The 16,019-nt window shown below is 39.3% G+C and carries 19 protein-coding genes and 1 tRNA gene; 13 read left to right on the top strand and 7 right to left on the bottom strand.

What is annotated here, in order from left to right; all coding sequences use genetic code 11:
- From SOI84_RS04160 to SOI84_RS04170, 3 genes are all read left to right on the top strand, one after another.
- Positions 1-1,254: an FGGY-family carbohydrate kinase gene (locus SOI84_RS04160; RefSeq protein ID WP_320675146.1), complete on the top strand. Its 1,254-nt coding sequence runs from the start codon at positions 1-3 to the stop codon at positions 1,252-1,254.
- Between the two features lie 147 nt (positions 1,255-1,401).
- Positions 1,402-1,674: a DUF2470 domain-containing protein gene (locus tag SOI84_RS04165; RefSeq protein ID WP_320675147.1), complete on the top strand. Its 273-nt coding sequence runs from the start codon at positions 1,402-1,404 to the stop codon at positions 1,672-1,674.
- Between the two features lie 133 nt (positions 1,675-1,807).
- Positions 1,808-1,880, top strand: a tRNA-Phe gene (locus SOI84_RS04170).
- Between the two features lie 271 nt (positions 1,881-2,151).
- Here SOI84_RS04170 and folE read toward each other — a convergent pair.
- Positions 2,152-2,892 carry a GTP cyclohydrolase I gene (gene folE / locus SOI84_RS04175; protein ID WP_320675148.1) on the bottom strand — a complete coding sequence of 247 codons (741 nt, stop codon included), beginning with the start codon at positions 2,890-2,892 and terminating at the stop codon, positions 2,152-2,154.
- Between the two features lie 418 nt (positions 2,893-3,310).
- On the opposite strand from folE, the gene SOI84_RS04180 reads away from it, so the two are divergent.
- Positions 3,311-3,541: a hypothetical protein gene (locus SOI84_RS04180; protein ID WP_320675149.1), complete on the top strand. Its 231-nt coding sequence runs from the start codon at positions 3,311-3,313 to the stop codon at positions 3,539-3,541.
- A 3-nt stretch (positions 3,542-3,544) separates the two neighbouring features.
- Here SOI84_RS04180 and SOI84_RS04185 read toward each other — a convergent pair whose 3' ends face one another.
- Positions 3,545-4,000, bottom strand: coding sequence for a hypothetical protein (locus SOI84_RS04185; RefSeq protein ID WP_320675150.1), 456 nt, complete (start codon positions 3,998-4,000; stop codon positions 3,545-3,547).
- Positions 4,001-4,091: 91 nt separating this feature from the next.
- Here SOI84_RS04185 and SOI84_RS04190 point away from each other — a divergent pair, with 91 nt between their 5' ends.
- The 6 genes from SOI84_RS04190 (at position 4,092) to SOI84_RS04215 (ending at position 8,733) form a co-directional block, all read left to right on the top strand.
- Entirely contained in the window at positions 4,092-5,525 is a 1,434-nt protein-coding gene (locus tag SOI84_RS04190; protein WP_320675151.1) for a BCD family MFS transporter, read from the top strand.
- A 39-nt stretch (positions 5,526-5,564) separates the two neighbouring features.
- Positions 5,565-6,026, top strand: coding sequence for a hypothetical protein (locus SOI84_RS04195; RefSeq protein ID WP_320675152.1), 462 nt, complete (start codon positions 5,565-5,567; stop codon positions 6,024-6,026).
- Positions 6,027-6,183: 157 nt separating this feature from the next.
- The gene (locus tag SOI84_RS04200; protein WP_320675153.1) at positions 6,184-7,077 is read left to right on the top strand and encodes a phycobilisome rod-core linker polypeptide; all 894 of its coding nucleotides are present in this window, start codon (positions 6,184-6,186) and stop codon (positions 7,075-7,077) included.
- Positions 7,078-7,254: 177 nt separating this feature from the next.
- On the top strand, positions 7,255-7,566 hold the full coding sequence (locus SOI84_RS04205) for a hypothetical protein (RefSeq protein WP_320675496.1): 312 nt from the start codon (positions 7,255-7,257) through the stop codon (positions 7,564-7,566).
- Between the two features lie 37 nt (positions 7,567-7,603).
- Positions 7,604-8,086 carry a phycobiliprotein lyase gene (locus SOI84_RS04210; protein WP_320675154.1) on the top strand — a complete coding sequence of 161 codons (483 nt, stop codon included), beginning with the start codon at positions 7,604-7,606 and terminating at the stop codon, positions 8,084-8,086.
- A gap of 29 nt (positions 8,087-8,115) precedes the next feature.
- A complete protein-coding gene (locus SOI84_RS04215) occupies positions 8,116-8,733 on the top strand; it encodes a chromophore lyase CpcT/CpeT (protein ID WP_320675155.1) in 618 nt (205 codons plus the stop codon).
- 33 nt (positions 8,734-8,766) lie between these two features.
- Here SOI84_RS04215 and SOI84_RS04220 read toward each other — a convergent pair whose 3' ends face one another.
- A complete protein-coding gene (locus SOI84_RS04220; RefSeq protein ID WP_320675156.1) occupies positions 8,767-10,077 on the bottom strand; it encodes a bilin biosynthesis protein CpeY in 1,311 nt (436 codons plus the stop codon).
- Between the two features lie 238 nt (positions 10,078-10,315).
- On the opposite strand from SOI84_RS04220, the gene SOI84_RS04225 reads away from it, so the two are divergent.
- Positions 10,316-11,185 carry a HEAT repeat domain-containing protein gene (locus tag SOI84_RS04225; RefSeq protein WP_320675157.1) on the top strand — a complete coding sequence of 290 codons (870 nt, stop codon included), beginning with the start codon at positions 10,316-10,318 and terminating at the stop codon, positions 11,183-11,185.
- 46 nt (positions 11,186-11,231) lie between these two features.
- Here the strand turns inward: SOI84_RS04225 and SOI84_RS04230 are convergent, their stop codons facing one another.
- From SOI84_RS04230 to SOI84_RS04240, 3 genes are all read right to left on the bottom strand, one after another.
- A complete protein-coding gene (locus SOI84_RS04230) occupies positions 11,232-11,840 on the bottom strand; it encodes a HEAT repeat domain-containing protein (RefSeq protein ID WP_320675158.1) in 609 nt (202 codons plus the stop codon).
- Positions 11,841-11,934: 94 nt separating this feature from the next.
- Positions 11,935-12,402: a bleomycin hydrolase gene (locus SOI84_RS04235; RefSeq protein WP_320675159.1), complete on the bottom strand. Its 468-nt coding sequence runs from the start codon at positions 12,400-12,402 to the stop codon at positions 11,935-11,937.
- Between the two features lie 73 nt (positions 12,403-12,475).
- Positions 12,476-13,024, bottom strand: coding sequence for a bleomycin hydrolase (locus SOI84_RS04240; protein ID WP_320675160.1), 549 nt, complete (start codon positions 13,022-13,024; stop codon positions 12,476-12,478).
- A 457-nt stretch (positions 13,025-13,481) separates the two neighbouring features.
- On the opposite strand from SOI84_RS04240, the gene SOI84_RS04245 reads away from it, so the two are divergent.
- Both SOI84_RS04245 and SOI84_RS04250 read left to right on the top strand, forming a co-directional pair.
- On the top strand, positions 13,482-13,694 hold the full coding sequence (locus SOI84_RS04245) for a hypothetical protein (RefSeq protein ID WP_320675161.1): 213 nt from the start codon (positions 13,482-13,484) through the stop codon (positions 13,692-13,694).
- A gap of 166 nt (positions 13,695-13,860) precedes the next feature.
- Positions 13,861-14,940, top strand: a complete 1,080-nt coding sequence (locus tag SOI84_RS04250) for a glycosyltransferase (protein ID WP_320675162.1) — start codon at positions 13,861-13,863, stop codon at positions 14,938-14,940.
- On the opposite strand, the gene SOI84_RS04255 is transcribed toward SOI84_RS04250, so the two are convergent.
- The gene (locus SOI84_RS04255) at positions 14,929-15,996 is read right to left on the bottom strand and encodes a glycosyltransferase family 1 protein (RefSeq protein WP_320675163.1); all 1,068 of its coding nucleotides are present in this window, start codon (positions 15,994-15,996) and stop codon (positions 14,929-14,931) included. The genes SOI84_RS04250 and SOI84_RS04255 overlap by 12 nt on opposite strands.
- Between the last annotated feature and the right edge of the window lie 23 nt (positions 15,997-16,019).

The raw sequence follows: 16,019 nt of genomic DNA on the forward strand, positions 1-16,019 counted from the left end.
ATGGTAGGGAGAGGTTTATTATTTCTTGGGATTGATCTAGGAACTAGTGGAGTAAGGCTAGTGGTGATAAATGAAAAAAAAGCGATTGTCTATTCATCAAAAACATCTTACAAGACGAGTATTATCTGCCCACAAGATTGGAAGAGCTGTTGTGAAAGACTTATAAAAGATTTACCTAAAGGAATTAGTCAAAGGCTTGAAGCCGTTGCTATTGACGGAACTTCAGGCACATTACTGGCTTGTGATCAGAATGGTTACCCATTAGGTAAGGCTTTACCTTATAACCTATCTTGTCCCGAACAAACGATCAAAATTAAAGACTTATCTATTAATAAGGGGCCAGCAAGTACGTCAAACGGAAGCATTGCTAGAGCTCTTAGGCTTATTAATAAACATGGTGAGAAAATACTTCTAAGACATCAAGCAGACTGGATTAATGGATGGCTTCTCGGAAATTGGCGCTGGGGTGAAGAAGGCAACAACATAAAACTTGGTTGGAATAATGTCCTTAGAGAATGGCCTTCTTCCTTCGACAAACTTACTTGGAAGAAAGCTCTCCCTGAAATAGTTTCAAGCGGAGAAATTCTAGGGAAAATATGCCATGAAGTTTCCCAAAGACTATCTTTACCTCCAAACCTTAAGGTAGTTGCTGGAACAACGGACTCCAATGCAGCTGTCATAGCAGCAAACTCAGGACCCGAAGACGGGATAACGGTCCTTGGGAGCACCCTTGTAATCAAGCGCTTTGTAAAAGAACCAATCCACGGACCTGGGCTTACAAATCACTATCTTGATGATCAATGGCTATGTGGAGGGGCCTCAAATACAGGATGCGTTGTTCTCAAGCAATTCTTTAATGATTCCGAGCTAGCGGAGCTAAGTAGACAGATAAATCCAAACGTCAAAAGTGGTTTATCACTTAGGCCGTTATCACGCCCAGGAGAACGTTTCCCAATCAACGATCCTTCTCTGCTCCCTATCATGGAGCCTCGACCAATAAGTGATTCACTCTATTTACATGGCCTTTTAGAAGGTATCGCAAATATTGAAGCCAAGGGATGGGAAACCCTAACTAAACTTGGGGCTATCTCTCCAAAAAGGTTAATAACAATAGGAGGAGGAGCAAGGAACCCTCAATGGAGAAAAATACGTGAAAAGATTATTGGAATTCCCATCAGGACAAGCACAATCCCTCCTGCAGCAGGAACAGCTCTACTTTGCTATAAGGCAATAAAAAGAGCGGTGGAAAACTAAAAACTTCTTTGAAAACGATCATTATTGAATTTCTCATATTGCTTTTGAATAACTAAGGATTGGCACTACGCCCATTAAAATCAACTCTCATAGACCTCAATAACCAGGATTAAAACCGACCATCTCAATACTCGGAAAGTGAATCTCGTGAAACAAGAACCCCTGACAAATGAGGTCAGCAAAAGAATTTGCTCTCACATGAACAAGGATCATTCTGATGCAGTTATTGCATTTGCTCATTACTACGGAGGGCTAACAAACGTAAATTCAGCAACGATGGTTTCGATCAGCTCCAACACCATCAACATTGAAGCTGATGGCAAACAACTGAAGATCCCCCTTCCGCACGAAATCACTGATAGCGGACAAGCTCATCGAACTATCGTTGAGATGCTTCAGCAAATCACAAAACCGTCGTAACTGAAGCTAAAATCTTTTTCTTGGAATGCATCCTCAGCGATTTGACTTACAGAGAGTTTTGTTCTTAAAAGCACTTTGCAGGCATTAATGCAAAAAAAACTTCTCTCTGTGATCTAATATCAAGTGTGCTCAAGCCGGGATAGCTCAGTTGGTAGAGCAGGCGACTGAAAATCGCCGTGTCCCCAGTTCAAATCTGGGTCCTGGCACCTCTCACATTTGGAAGATTATCTAGAAAGCCATGCCTAAGGTGTAGGTTCGTCTATCTAATTGCTTTAAGCAACTTTCCTGAAAATGACAACTTTTACATGATCTACGTCCCATCCAAAAAGGAGAAGGGGATTACTTCTAAAGATTGGCTCGAAGTTGTGCAAAAAGCCTGCCTCTAAGATAAAAAACTCGGGTTTTAGATTTAATTAATACAGCCTATAAAAGGTCTAAATGTATATAATTAAAATCAATACTATTAAAAGTATATATCTAATAGCTCCTCGAATTTAAAGATTCTTGTTGGCGAACAAGCTCAAAGAATTCTTGCTTAAGACTAGGGTCGTGACGGAAGTCACCTCTTACAACAGAGTTAACCATACTTGTACTTGGCTCTTTTACTCCTCGCCATTTCATACAATAATGTTGTGCTTTAACGATAATCCCTAATCCCTGAGGTTCACATAAACGCTCTATCTCATCAGCAAGTATCATCACAGCCTCCTCTTGAATATGTGGTCTTGAAAAAACCCAATCAGCAACTCTTGCAAACTTTGATAGTCCGATAACACGAGACCCCGGTTTAATTCCAATCCAACAATCTCCCAAAATAGGGACTAAATGATGTGAGCATGCAGACCGAACAGTTATTGGTCCAACTGTATAAATTTCATCCAAGTTCTTTTCATTTGGAAAGCTAGTAACCTTAGGCTGATTATGAAATCGCCCTTTAAATACTTCACTTAGATACATCCTGGAAACTCGTTCAGCAGTTTCTTGAGTGTTATGGTCATGTTCAACATCTATCAAAAGGCTCTTAAGCAAATCTCGAACTTTCTGAGCAACTTCTTTCTCCAACTCAACAAGCTCACCTTTGTAAATATATTCTGAAATATTATCATTAGCGAAATACCTTGCACCCATAGCATCCATCCGTGAACGGATTTTTTCCGAGATCAGTGCAGAAGAGTTTTTCCCTTCATCAATATTCTTTTTAGGAAGTGTTGAGGTCATAAAGATGCTGAGATTGAGGAAGCAAATACTAAAAGTCAGATCAAGAGAACGCTATCCTGATGGTTGATAACCTAATGAACATATCTTAAATCATAGAGGGGCAGGACCAAAGGCCACTGGACCCAGTGCAGATGTACTATCCTGCTGAGTGGGTTTCTGAGGACTAGGCTTAAATACAATGGAAAGTTATATAAGCACTAAGTCAGTAGCGGTGATCAGAATTTGGTCAAAAGGAAAAGCATTATAAAAAAACAAAGCAATTTGCAAAAGCAATATAGCTAAAAAGATGGGGAGAATGCTGGAAGCCATAAGAGCTCTCCCTCTTTATACAACCATCCTCTAAATAAAAACTCCTAACTAAGTACTCACCTTTGGATTAAAATAAAAGTATCTCCTTAAACGTATTCAAATCATCAAAATGGCTAATAAAGATATTAGTAGGCACTTCAATAATGCTGACAGCTTTGCAAGTGCCTTTGATGATGCATGGAAAACTTATAGTCTTAGTAAGGATTCTTACAAGAAGACCATTGATCAGAAACTCGATGAAGTGTTTAAGCTCATCAAAGAACACCCTCTTTTCAAAGAATCACCATCACAAGCTCGAGAAATAGCTAACTTTAGGATCAGACTTCTAAAGCTTGATTAAGAATCAAGCAGAAAGCAAAGGCATCTCATCTTCATTTAAATATTCAGTATCTTCAAAATGATCTTGTTTTTGGGGATTCTCTTCCTTCGAGAAACCATCATTTAATTCCCCGGAGTGATCCTCTATTAGCTCCATTGCATGAACAGATTCTGATTGCGAGTCCACAAGGACTTCGCCTGCCTCATATTGTTCTTCTAGGAGAGTTAGAGGCTTTTTAGGCTCTCTATCAACATCAAGCAAGCCCTGTAAATTTCTAACTCTTTCCTCACTCTTTGCAAGCAATTCCTCAGCAGCATCTTCGGCAGAGAAACCTTTAAGATGATTGCTTCCCTCTAGAATTTGCACCCTTTCTTCAAGCTCTAGAAGCCTTAATGTAACTATCTCGCACAATTCACTTAATCCATGCAACTGCTGACTCAGCAAGTGTGGAAATTTATTCGGCTGATCACAACTGGCCATAAGAGCGAGCCTCTACGAGGGGAGTCTTGCCGATGGTATCGGTGCTGAGCAAACTGTCCATCTCCTCCGAAAAAGGAGTCAAAATAGAAGAATGACTTTTTCAACAAATACAGAACGGATTAATGGCCCTGAGGTAAAGAATCCTGCTCGGGGCCTACATCCATTGCGCCTTGCGAGGCTAAGCATCTTTCAAGGTTGCATGGGATGCCTTGCAGTGATTTTTGCAGGAATGCTGAATCGCGTGATGATCTCTGAACTCGCTTTCCCTGCCTTATTAGTAGGCGGTGGACTGGCATTTGAACAATTAATGGCTCCGTCCCGCGTACTATTTGGGAATATTTCTGATAGCCGGCCGATAATCGGCCGGCTAAGAACACCCTATATATGGCTAGGAACAGCAGGTTTTTGCCTAATAGCAATGCTTTCAATACCTCTAATTTTCTTTACCGAGACAATCCTTAGACAAGGAGACTTTATTGCTATCGCTTGCTGCTCATTAGCTCTTTGCGGTTTATTTGCCCTATATGGCCTTGCTGTTTCTTTAGCTACTACGCCATATTTAGCATTAGTAATTGACCTTACAACTGAAGAGGAGCGCCCTAGGGCGGTTGGAATTATTTGGGCAATGCTAACGATCGGAATAGTCATAGGAGCAATTGCAATATCAAATACTATGCAAGTTATTGATGGGGTAACTGATCCTTTAGTTCTGCAGCCAGCATTACAAGACTTCATGATCAAGGTATCTGCCATTATTTTCTGTTTATCTATCTTTTCATGCTGGGGAATTGAACCAAAATTCAAACCAATCAAGAACAATAGAGAATCAAACCCAAACTCTGTAGGACTTGTTAAGGCCTGGAGGCTTATTAAATCAAGTCCTCAAATAATTATTTTCTTTAGCTTCCTAATTCTCTATACACTTGGCCTTTTCCTTCAAGATCCCATATTAGAGAGCTATGGTGCGGAAGTATTTTCAATGCCAATATCTAAAACCACATTACTAAATGCCTACTGGGGCATTGGAACTCTTGCAGGCCTACTTATCGCAGGAATACTTATAACACCACGGCTAGGAAAACTATCGACAGCAAGAATGGGGTGTTGGATGATAATGATTTCTTTAATACTTCTAATTATATGTGGGGTTTCTCGTAGCAAAGAAGCCCTGTTTGTAGTTATGGGTATTTTTGGGTTATCTGCAGGCATTGGGACTAACAGCGCCCTTTCGCTAATGCTTGATTTAACTCTTCCTGAAGTGGCTGGTACATTTGTTGGAGTATGGGGTCTTGCCCAAGCTCTTTCAAGGGCCATGGGAAAAGTTTTTGGAGGAGGATTATTAGATATTGGTAGAAATTTGACTGGGGGAGAAAATCAGCTCCCAGCATTCGCTTTTGTCTTCTCGCTTGAAGCATTGCTAATGGTTATGGCAATAGTCGTACTCAACAAAGTAAGTGTCAATCAATTCCGAAAGGATACTTCCACAAAAATCCAAGCCTTGCTAATTGACGACTTAAGTAATTAGCCTTCAAATAACTCTTTGTTAATTATTCTCATTAAGATAATGCCTAGGAACTTTAAAAGTACAAATATCGAAACCGTCTTAAAAAAGTCAAAAGGTGAGCTTGAGATTCAGCTACAATCAAATGGCAAGTTTTTCAAGATTGACCTTAAACCTGAAAATCTTCATTTATGGAGAGAAACTTTTGAAAGATATCAGAATCCTTACAATCTTCTCTTATCGTGCGAAGACGATTCCTGTGACTTGGGAGAAACACATTTAACATGGGTAGTTGGCTCAGCTATAAGGCCTTTTAGAAGCAAAAACTGTCAGGAAGCGATCGAGTTGTTAAAGGTAATTGGCGTAGATTATGCAGTAGCAGAGTTAATCAAGGAAAACTGCGGAGGTCTTGGAGAGAATGAGAGTTGGTCATTTTTCCTAGATCGACATAATATACTAACTGCATCTCCAATCTTATGTACTAGAGATATAGATCTCCTATCTACATTCATATCTAAGCTCTAAAAAATCTCTGCAATATCAATAGGGGAGAGGTAATACTTTTACAATTATATCACTTTCACATTCTGAGCTTTTTGAATGTCATAATATAGTGTAAAAAGAGCTCAATTCCGCACCCACTTCTTCAAAGGCCTTAAAACCCCAATCTCTTTTCTTTAAAATGTACTCAATACCATCAGCTGCCGTTAAGTATGGGGGATTGAATTTATTCGAAGATGAAATTAAATATAGCAAGTCAAGATTCTCAGGAAGCACTAATCTCTCTTACATAATGTGCATCAATGCTGGCTGCATGCCAGGACAAGTTAATATTTTCACTCCTAATCCCAGGATTCCCATCCCTTTAGGCTCCCCAATCAATGAAAACCTCTCAATAAATGCTTTCAAAAGAGAATCTTACCTAAAATGTCACTTGCCAATTGGTCCTCAACCCAACTGCTGTTCAGCTTCAGATGCATTTACTTTTGACAAGAATCCTCCATATGACGACACATCTTATGTCCTTGCTGTAAAAGCATCTTATAGGCAGATATATGGCAATTTTCAGATAATGGACAGTGAAAGATCAATAGATCTTGAGAGAAGACTAAGGAATGGAGATATCACAATTCAGGAATTCATTAGAGGTTTAGCGAAATCGCCTTTCTACAGATCAAACTACTTTGAAGTGGTAAGTCAACAACGTTTTATTGAACTTAGTTTCAAGCATATACTCGGTCGACCTCCAGAAAACCAAGAAGAAATTATCTCTAAGATTGAAAGTCTCAAAGAGAATGGTTTTGAGAGTCACATCGATACATTAGTAGACTCAACAGAATATCAAGAAGCCTTTGGTTCAGACACTGTGCCTTTCCCAAGGTGCTGGAATTCCCCTTGTGGACTAACGACTTCAAGTTTTATAAAACAGGCTGTATTAACAAAGGGATTTGCAACAAGTGACAATGCAATTCACAAAAGGCCAACCCTTGCAGATGCTCAAGGAGGGTCTAGCCAACTGATCCGAGGAATCCTGCCAGGACAAGCGCCAACGATCAAGAGGTCTGAAAAGATGTGAACCTCGTAATAGAGACATCCCTCTCTGAAGGTTTACCTATTTCAGTACTAAAATGTCTAAATGATTTCCAAGGGGGGAAACAAACAGCAGTACAAGTGTATTTCACCTCTTGCAACTAACCTCTACGTAAAACAGGCCCGAACAAGGGCTTCTAAACGCATCAACCTAATTTTATCTATGCCACATTTTCGGCCACCCTCCAATGATCGACCGGATGAGCAGTCATCATTGACTCCCTCAGGGAAAAAGGTGCCAATGGCTATGTCAATGATGGTCGATTCGATGGTCCGTATGATTCAAAGAGCAAAAGAAGATATAGAGCTTGTTGACCAAAGAGCAAGAGAGGATCTAGAACGCATTGATCAAAAAGCCAGAGAAGACCTAGAACGTATTGACCAAAAAGCTAGAGAAGACCTAGAGCGCCTTGACCAAAAAGCTAGAGAAGATATTGAGCGTTTTAAATCATCAACATCCCTAGATGAGAATTGAAGAGTTCATCTCAAAAAGTGAAGGCAAATGGCGCTCAATGAGGAGCTCACACTCACTTGCATTCCAACAATTTGAAGAAACGGTTAGCCATCTGAAGATTGAAAGAATAAGTCCAGCCGATATGGAAATCATTTCTTTATTGAAAAGTAACGGGTATAAGGATTGCAAAGATTTATTATTTCCGGTCAAAATGAGATGGGAAATTTCAAGTGATTACGAGAAGGGAAATGATCAGGATGAGGTTTGTGGCACATGTTATCTAATTCCAATTCCAATTTCATTGCATTCTGGTGAAATGATCCGAAGTGAAGGTTATACCGAAAAGACCAAAGTAATATCCAAATATCATTTCACATCAGATGGGACATTTCTTCTTGACACAAAATATGATCAAGCAATTTCTGAGGAAAGGATCTGGTTCCTTTCAAGAAATGTTCGTTGCCGTTCCTCCGTAATTAAAACTTCCGAAGGGGCTGGCATACTCCAAACATCATTTGCATCTGAAGTTCGTCTAAATTGAGCCAGTTTCTGTTATAAAAACTAATTATAATGAAGAAAAATCCGATAGTTGATTTAGGAAAAGTATTGGCTGGTAAGTACTCTAATAGAGATCAGGCTTATGAGCATTCAAAACTCTTTGCCCATATCAACATCTATTTTTTACCTATTGATTGGGAGATTCTAAATGGTCCTGGATTCTATTCAGAGCAAAGCCATGACTATTCTCCATGGTCTCCATATCGACAATCAATTAATCATTTGTCTGTCAAAAGAGACATCATTGTCCTAAAGAATTATGGATTAAAAGATTCCATCCGGTTTGCCGGTGCAGGTCACCATCCTGAACTCTTAGAAGAAATCAAGGCTCAAGATCTTTTCTATAGAAAAGGTTGTGATATGCATTTCAAGAAAATTTCGCAAGAACATTTCACTGGAAGAGTTGAGCCTGGAGAAAAGTGCCTAATAGAAAGGGAAGGCCAAAAAACATGCTTGGTCAGCAACGTAAAAGTTTTAAGCAATCTTTTAATAACTTATGATAAGGGGATTGATATCTCTTCAAGACAAAAATCATGGGGTTCAGATCATGGTCCCTTAATCTTCAAAAAGATATTCAGCTGGGAGAATCTTCTACCGCAAAAATGGGGCTCGAAACAGAAAGAAACGTAATTAGAATAGTATTATTTCTATTAATATTTTAAATTAAGTGAAGCCATAATTATGACTTATTGCTTTTGCTTTGACTCTTACAAATCTATGAGAGTCCTGCAGACAATACTTTAAATATTTACCAGCTTGCCTAAAAGAATGATCTTTAAGGCTTGTCTCTAAGGCCATTAAAGTAGCATATCTTGAAACCCAGTAAGGTGTTTTTTCATGATCTAACCACCTTGAAAGGTTTTCATGTAACATGTCAGGCCTATACAAAGTTAGAGTCAGAATTGATATCGGCCTGAACTTCATATAATCAGGCCAACTATTGCCCAATGAAAAAAGCAATAGATTTTGAATTCTTTGATAACCATCCCTACTCCAGCCTGACTTTAAGTTAAATAACTGCACAAAGAAATATATGGCACCATAATCTTTATAAATTTTATCCCAAACATCATCTAGTAATGGCTCTAACTCCTTTGTCTCCCTATTAAGTAAAGTTTTAAGAGCCAGGTAGCATCTGTTGAAGTCGGTGCCAAATAACTCTTTAACAAGAAAGCTATTTTTGGGTTCGCTTGCGTATTTAGTGAGAACATCTATTTCTTTAGGGTGGTCAGTTATGAGTTTATCCAAGACATGAGTCAATTCCATTTGGCCTTTTTTTAAAATGTCTTTGGGCCATAGCAAATTAATTGCCTGAAGGCGAAAGGATGGCGAAACAGGTGCTCTTAAAAGGATTCCTAGTTGATTAAAATCTTTCGAATCAACAATGTCATGAAAAGCGCAGTGCCGATCATTTTGATTATCAACTCTTAAATGGTCATGTAATTCTAGAATATGTTCCCTTTGCCCAAACAAAGAGGACATAGCTGAAATTGAAGCGCCACGAATACCTATTGGAGTGGAAGGATCTTCAATAAAGGCTTTTATCTTGTCCAAAACTCTTTGATCACCTAAAGCAGAGATACTCTTAATAAGAGATCTTCTATGCTGGATAGGGTCATCCAAAAGTAGAATTAACCTTTTTATCAAGTCAACATCTTTGCACTTAAGTGACTGCAATGCCCAAGCAGCAGTCTCAACGAGGTAAGGGTCGCTACTATTAAGACAATTCCCTATGCTTGGGATTGCACGTACACAACCCAATTTTGCGAGGGTATCAACTGCCTTCCTCCTCCCAAGCACAACAGATTGCTCTAAACTTTTAGATTCAACTAAATCAATTAAAGCCTCTTCCGTTTTCAGGCCTGGGTATCTAGCTAAGTGAAATGCTGCTTTATAATAATCGCTAGACATTTTCAACTCATTTGCTGGTCTAGATAGTATTTCCAATGCCTGTTGATGAGTCAGAGGAGGCAAATTGTCAAAAGGACTGTTTCTCAATGGGTTATGTAATTCAGAGGTCAATATTTATATTTCTAAGTAGCTTAGCTAAAGCCAACACAGAAAGATAATCTACAAATGCAGATGAAAAGGTTTTAAAATTATTAATTACATCAAATTCACCAACTCTTTTCCATCTTAACAGTAACATTTAAGGGATCCAAAGCAAAAGCTTACAATAAGCTAATTATTTGTCCTAAGTACCTATCTTGCTGTGACCATTGAAAAAGAATTACTTAGCACTTCTGAAGCTGACAAATTAGCAGCAGAGTTGAAAGTAATTCTAAGAAATGGAGAAAAGCCAAAAAATGATCCTGATAGTATCAACAAAATGGTTGCTGGCCTGGGAGACCCAAGAGGCCTTATTCGACGTACCTTTGCTGAGGCTCTAGGAGTCACTGGTTCATTTGCTACTCCAGCACTAAGAGAAGCATTAATTCACAACAAAAATGTAACCATCAGAAGGGCAGCCGCAAAAGCCTTGAAATTAGTGGCAGATCCGAGCGCATTGCCTGATCTTTTGAAAGCTCTAATAACTGACGAAGACCCTGTTGTACAAGGCTCATCTGTAGGGGCAATAGCAATCTTCGGAGAAAAAGCTATAGATCTTTTGCAAGTAGTGCTTCTTGATCCAAAAAGCAGTGCTATGCAAAAGGGATTGGCAACCTGGGGCATAGCATTTGCAGGAGCCGAAGCCCCAGAAGCAATAAAAAATGCTTCGAAGTCAAAGCATGAGGCAATTCGTGCAGCAGCAATAGCTGCTTTGGGGGGGCAAATCCAATCCTTGGAAGATGAAGAGGCTAAAAAGATCCTCATTCAAGCTATAGATGACAAATCCAGTAAAGTAAGAGCAGAAGCAACAGCCCTCATAGGGGGCTTAGAAAGTGCCAAATGGGCTGAATCAAAGCTAAAAGCCAAACTGAACGATAAAAGTGCTCAAGTACGAAAAAACTCTGCTCTTTCACTTATGAAATTGCAATCAAAAAACTCACTAGAAGAAATAAAACTTAGAAAAATGCTTGAAAAGGATCCTCAAGTTTTAAAAGTGTTAGAGCTTGCAATAAAGCATTTAAAAGAAAACTAATTCCTTTAAATTTATCGTTATAATATTAGCTAGAGATTTAAAAGTTTCACTTAAGGTTTTCAAGGGATACATTAAGACAAGATCTAACAATTGGGTCAAGGTTCTTTTCTAAAAAAAGTGCTTGCAAAGGTTCTTCAACGAGTTGAGCTTCCATCTCACCAAGTGCCATGATTGCAGCAGAAGACTTAAGAAGATTTTCATCCCTTGCACAATCCAAAAGGATTGGCAAGCCTTGCTCTCCAAGAAGTTTCAATAGAGGAATAACTGTTAATATCAACTCAGGTATTTCTTCATTTAAAGATAATTCAATCACCTTTATCGCCTCCTTAGGGAAGGGTAGGTTCTTAGCATTAATAGCCACCCTTACAAAGGTCTTCATACAACTAACTAAAACATTCTTGTTTTTTGCTTGTCGATAAATGACTACTAAAGGGTGCAAAACTTCCTTTCCATAAAAGCCTAGTGCTTTTACAACCTTTCTCCTAATTAGCAAATCATCATCATCTAGTCTCTTCAGTAATATGTCCATAGATTCTTCAGGCCAGTACCTTTGCATATTCACATATGCATTCTTATTTATATTTGGATTCGGATGATCAAAATCCTTGAATAAAGATTCAAGGCTCGGCTTTTCATAATCTTCTTTTTTGCACATACTGGACTGATTGCAAGCAAGAATCAGGAATTCACTGCATTAGAGTTTTGTTCAAGATGGCTGCTAAGAGAAGAAGTCCTTAAACAAAGGGCTCCTAGGAAAGGGCGTTAATCAAGTAATCAAGAAGTCCTTTAAATTCTGTAGCAGACTGCTCATCCATATCGCGAGGGACACAAACCCTGTCACGAATATGAGTAAAGGCTTCTATATATGCAGCTGTTGGCAAGACTTGTGCTCTGATAACTTCGCGCATTCCTGCAATACCCCATTCATCAAGAGGACCTGTACCACCTGTAACCAAGCAATAGTTAATTAGGCGTAAATAATGATGAATGTCTCTCGCACATTTATCTTTATTAGCCTGTTCATAGGAACCTTTCCCATAGACAGCATCAACTGCATCAGCAGTAACTTTATCGATTCCTGAAGAAAGCTTTTCTGCAGCCTTCATCCTTGATGAAGCACGGTCAAAAGAACCTTTTACGGCCTCAAAATCACTCATGCTTGGGAAGCGACCGGCTGCATCAGCGGCTGCTACTACGGTTGTGACTGCTGATTTCATTCTTTACCTTCTCTTTTAAGAAAAAAGTGATTTTTGGGAGTGGGAGGATTGATGCCCAGCTCAATAGAGCTAATCAACTAATAGAACTGATAACTCTGTCAAAATAAGAAGCCGCTTCTGAAGCGATTTCTTGACACTGAGCTCCTGAGCCAGAGTTGATACCCTCAAACATTTTACGCCCAGAATTAGTCTCAGTCATAATTGCAACCGTTGCTGCCTTCATTATTTCCACAGCACGAACTGCATTTGCTGTCGGGACGCCAAGTGCAAGGTAGGTCTCTTTGAGGCCATTCAAACAACGATCATCAAGAATCGAAGGGTCGCCAGCGAGAAGTGCATAACTCACATATCTCAAAATAATTTCTCCATCTCTTAGGCAAGCCGCCATTCGCCTTGTTGGATAACAATTACCGCCCGGCTGCGTCATTCCAGTGTTTTCACAAACCATTCCAGCAACAGCATCAGCAGCGATACATGAAACATTTTGAGTAATCGCTAAAGTCGCATCAATACGCTTGTTTGCATCAGATACATACTTACGAAGAGAGGCAAGCTCCGTAGTCCCAATAGTTGCTCCTTTTGCGTCAGCAGAGACTACAGCACGTGAGAAGGCGTCAAGCATTTATATGGAAGACAAACAGTTGGCAGAAATCATTTTGTCAGCTATTACCCCGGCATCGACTCCACTAGTCTCAACAAAGCACCACCAGGCCCTAAATACTGAGGTAGTTGCCTCTTTAAGGGATGATTAGCTGGGTCAATGAGGGAATCGTTAGCTGTATAAATAGATAGCCAACCTCGTAAACCTAATCCTTCTAGGAAGACCGTAAGTGGATATCACCAGCCACCGCAATGGTTCGTAACCAAGGGGCCTTGCGGCAGCACCTCCCCCCTACCCATAGCCTCATAAATGCCATAAGAGCTTGCTAACAAAGAAAATTGAACAATCAATAATTAGAATTCGAAAAATCAGGCAAATCCAAGCATTAAGCTCAACTATCCCAGATTGAAAAACCTAAAAGCCTTACGGCTCATAATGTTCAGGAACTACTCCTAAAAAGTTTAAGAATCAAGTAACTATGGCTTCTCCAACATCCAGCGAGTTAAAGGAATCTATCAAAGAGCTTTCAGAATACAGACAAAGGCTTGCTGAAGAAATAACAGGAATCGCTAAGAAGCTAAAAATGCCTCCAAAAAAAATTGACAAAATCGTTAAAGATCATCCCGAGTTAACCCAAATAAGCAGGGTGATTTTACAACTGAAAGCACAACTAAATGCTCTCGAAATCTAGTGTTAAATATGCAGTAAAGCTCCCTAAGTGAAATTCAGATCATTTCTAGTGGCAAAGTCATTCACATTTAAAGGTTTTATTTACTAGAGGCTCAGTCTCATGTACATTAATAATTGTAAGCAATATAGTTAAATCATAGCTATTAACAAGAAAGCTTCATCTATCAGTGCGACAAATTTCTTTTCTGGTTCCAGGTACTACAAAAAAATTCCACGGTGGTGGACTCAATGTAGAACTACAAGCTTCAAGGGTACTCCAAAAAAAGTTCCCAAATAAAGTAGTCACCTATCGGCAACGTGAAAAAGCGTACCCCTTCTTTGAAGATGAATTAGATAAAGAAGGCTCAAAAACGTCAACCCTTTGGATTATTTCTTGGGGTTATGACATCCCAGAATTGTTAAGGAAGCTACACGGCAGGGCAATTGCATATCATGCACATAGTACCGGCTACAACTTCCATTTACCTCGAAGCATTCCTATTTTAGCCGTAAGCAAAAATACACTTGGATACTGGGGAGCCAAAGCACCTAGCAACCCATTATTTCTTGTCCAGAATTCGCTGGAGCCCCATTGGCTCAAATATGGCAACCGAATAAATAGCCATGCATCAGACCCTGGAGTCGCATCGGATAGAAGAATCGATGTTCTAGTTCAGACGAAGAAAAATAGCGCTTATGTAATCAATGAACTCGTTCCCGCTCTTAAAAGAAAAGGAATAAAAGTATACCTTCAATCTGAATGGATAAAAGATATCGTTGGTTTATATAATAACTCCAAAGTCATACTTTATGACTCCTCAGAGTACTGGAATTTAGCTGGACTTTCTGAAGGTTTTGGACTCACTCCTCTTGAAGCTATTTCCTGTGGTTGTATTGTTTTTAGTAGCCTTAACCATGGGTTATCAGACGTTCTTATTCCAGGGAGAGTTGGCTATCAGCTAGGTTCCAATACTCTAGGAATGGATGTTCAAAGAATTTGCGCAGCAGTAAAAAATCCAAATGATTGGGTGACTAGAGAAGAAGACCTACAGGTGTTAATGAAAACACATAATGAAGAAGAGCTTCTAAAGAACTGGAGTATAGCTCTAAAAAGTATTAACCAGCATTGGGATAATCAAACGATCTATCATTATCACCCCTTATATAGAAGTAATAGGAACCTAAATATCTTAACTTTGGTCAAAAAAATTTCAATTAAATACCTAAGAAAGATAAGAATGTTTATTCGTTACCTTTTAGCCTTCTAAGCATTGAAGAACATCCTCAACTATCCTTGCTGATCTATCCCATCTATAAAGAGATAATCTATCTTCACCATTAGCAACTAGCTTGTTCCTCAAAGAGGAATCTAGAAGAATATCCCGCATAGCAGAAGAAATTTCGTCGATCTTAAAAGGATTTACCAATAATCCTGCATTACCAACCACTTCTGGCAATGCACCTGCATCAGAAGCTATTACTGGTGTGTGGCAAGCCATAGCTTCTAGTGCTGGCAATCCAAATCCTTCCCAAAAACTTGCTATCAAAAGAGCTTGACAACTATTTAAAAGCCTAAGTCTTTCCTCATCACTAACCCAAGGCAACCACCTACATCGACTAGAAAGACCTAAATCCTCGGAACATTTTTTCAACTTAGGGGTATAACGCCTATCATGAGGGCCTACGAACCAGACCTCTATTTCTTTATTTTTAATCCTTGAAAGTGCTTTAAGGACCCTTAAGATATTTTTATGAGGATTATGTCTTCCTAAAACTAAAAAAAAGGGTTTTCTTTTTAGTTTTAAATGCCTTAGATTTAGCTTATTAAAGCCTAAAGGAATTGTTATCAACTTCCTAATGGGTACACCTAAAAACCTATTAATCTCTCTTGCCGTAGCTTCGGAATTACATAAAACCTTACTGGCTGAATGAAGCACAAGCGGAACATAACTCGCAGTGTATAAAAGCAATGGATTTACTCGCGGATAACGTAGAGGTAATAAATCATGCGCTATTACAACTGAGCGCGTTCCCTTCAACAAAGGAGCTTCAGGCAATGGTGAAAGCAATATTGGCGAACCATTTTTCCGAAGGATTTCCGGCAATTTGGTTTGAGTCCAAATCAAACGTCTTATATGTGCTCTCATTCCCAGCTCAGGCATTAGATCATTTCTGATAGGGATACTCCCAGGACGTGAGCCTCCAAGAGGGTCGAGAAGGGGAACCATTTCTGGATCCAGTTCTCCAACTAAATCTCGCGCCACAACACCTATCCCAGTAGGGCATCTCCCGAGATAGCTCCCATTAAAAAGTGCTAATGACACTTGAAGACTTCAGAAAGAATCCG

The sequence above is a fragment of the Prochlorococcus sp. MIT 1341 genome (genome assembly GCF_034092415.1).
Classification (GTDB): Bacteria; Cyanobacteriota; Cyanobacteriia; order PCC-6307; family Cyanobiaceae; genus AG-363-P08.

Bases quoted from the DNA above. Each gene is read 5' to 3' on its own strand.
- SOI84_RS04160 (WP_320675146.1), top strand. From the start codon at position 1: ATGGTAGGGAGAGGTTTATTATTTCTTGGGATTGATCTAGGAACTAGT.
- folE (WP_320675148.1), bottom strand. From the start codon at position 2,892: ATGACCTCAACACTTCCTAAAAAGAATATTGATGAAGGGAAAAACTCT.
- SOI84_RS04180 (WP_320675149.1), top strand. From the start codon at position 3,311: ATGGCTAATAAAGATATTAGTAGGCACTTCAATAATGCTGACAGCTTT.
- SOI84_RS04185 (WP_320675150.1), bottom strand. From the start codon at position 4,000: ATGGCCAGTTGTGATCAGCCGAATAAATTTCCACACTTGCTGAGTCAG.
- SOI84_RS04190 (WP_320675151.1), top strand. From the start codon at position 4,092: ATGACTTTTTCAACAAATACAGAACGGATTAATGGCCCTGAGGTAAAG.
- SOI84_RS04195 (WP_320675152.1), top strand. From the start codon at position 5,565: ATGCCTAGGAACTTTAAAAGTACAAATATCGAAACCGTCTTAAAAAAG.
- SOI84_RS04200 (WP_320675153.1), top strand. From the start codon at position 6,184: ATGTACTCAATACCATCAGCTGCCGTTAAGTATGGGGGATTGAATTTA.
- SOI84_RS04205 (WP_320675496.1), top strand. From the start codon at position 7,255: ATGCCACATTTTCGGCCACCCTCCAATGATCGACCGGATGAGCAGTCA.
- SOI84_RS04210 (WP_320675154.1), top strand. From the start codon at position 7,604: ATGAGGAGCTCACACTCACTTGCATTCCAACAATTTGAAGAAACGGTT.
- SOI84_RS04215 (WP_320675155.1), top strand. From the start codon at position 8,116: ATGAAGAAAAATCCGATAGTTGATTTAGGAAAAGTATTGGCTGGTAAG.
- SOI84_RS04230 (WP_320675158.1), bottom strand. From the start codon at position 11,840: ATGTGCAAAAAAGAAGATTATGAAAAGCCGAGCCTTGAATCTTTATTC.
- SOI84_RS04235 (WP_320675159.1), bottom strand. From the start codon at position 12,402: ATGAAATCAGCAGTCACAACCGTAGTAGCAGCCGCTGATGCAGCCGGT.
- SOI84_RS04240 (WP_320675160.1), bottom strand. From the start codon at position 13,024: ATGCTTGACGCCTTCTCACGTGCTGTAGTCTCTGCTGACGCAAAAGGA.
- SOI84_RS04245 (WP_320675161.1), top strand. From the start codon at position 13,482: ATGGCTTCTCCAACATCCAGCGAGTTAAAGGAATCTATCAAAGAGCTT.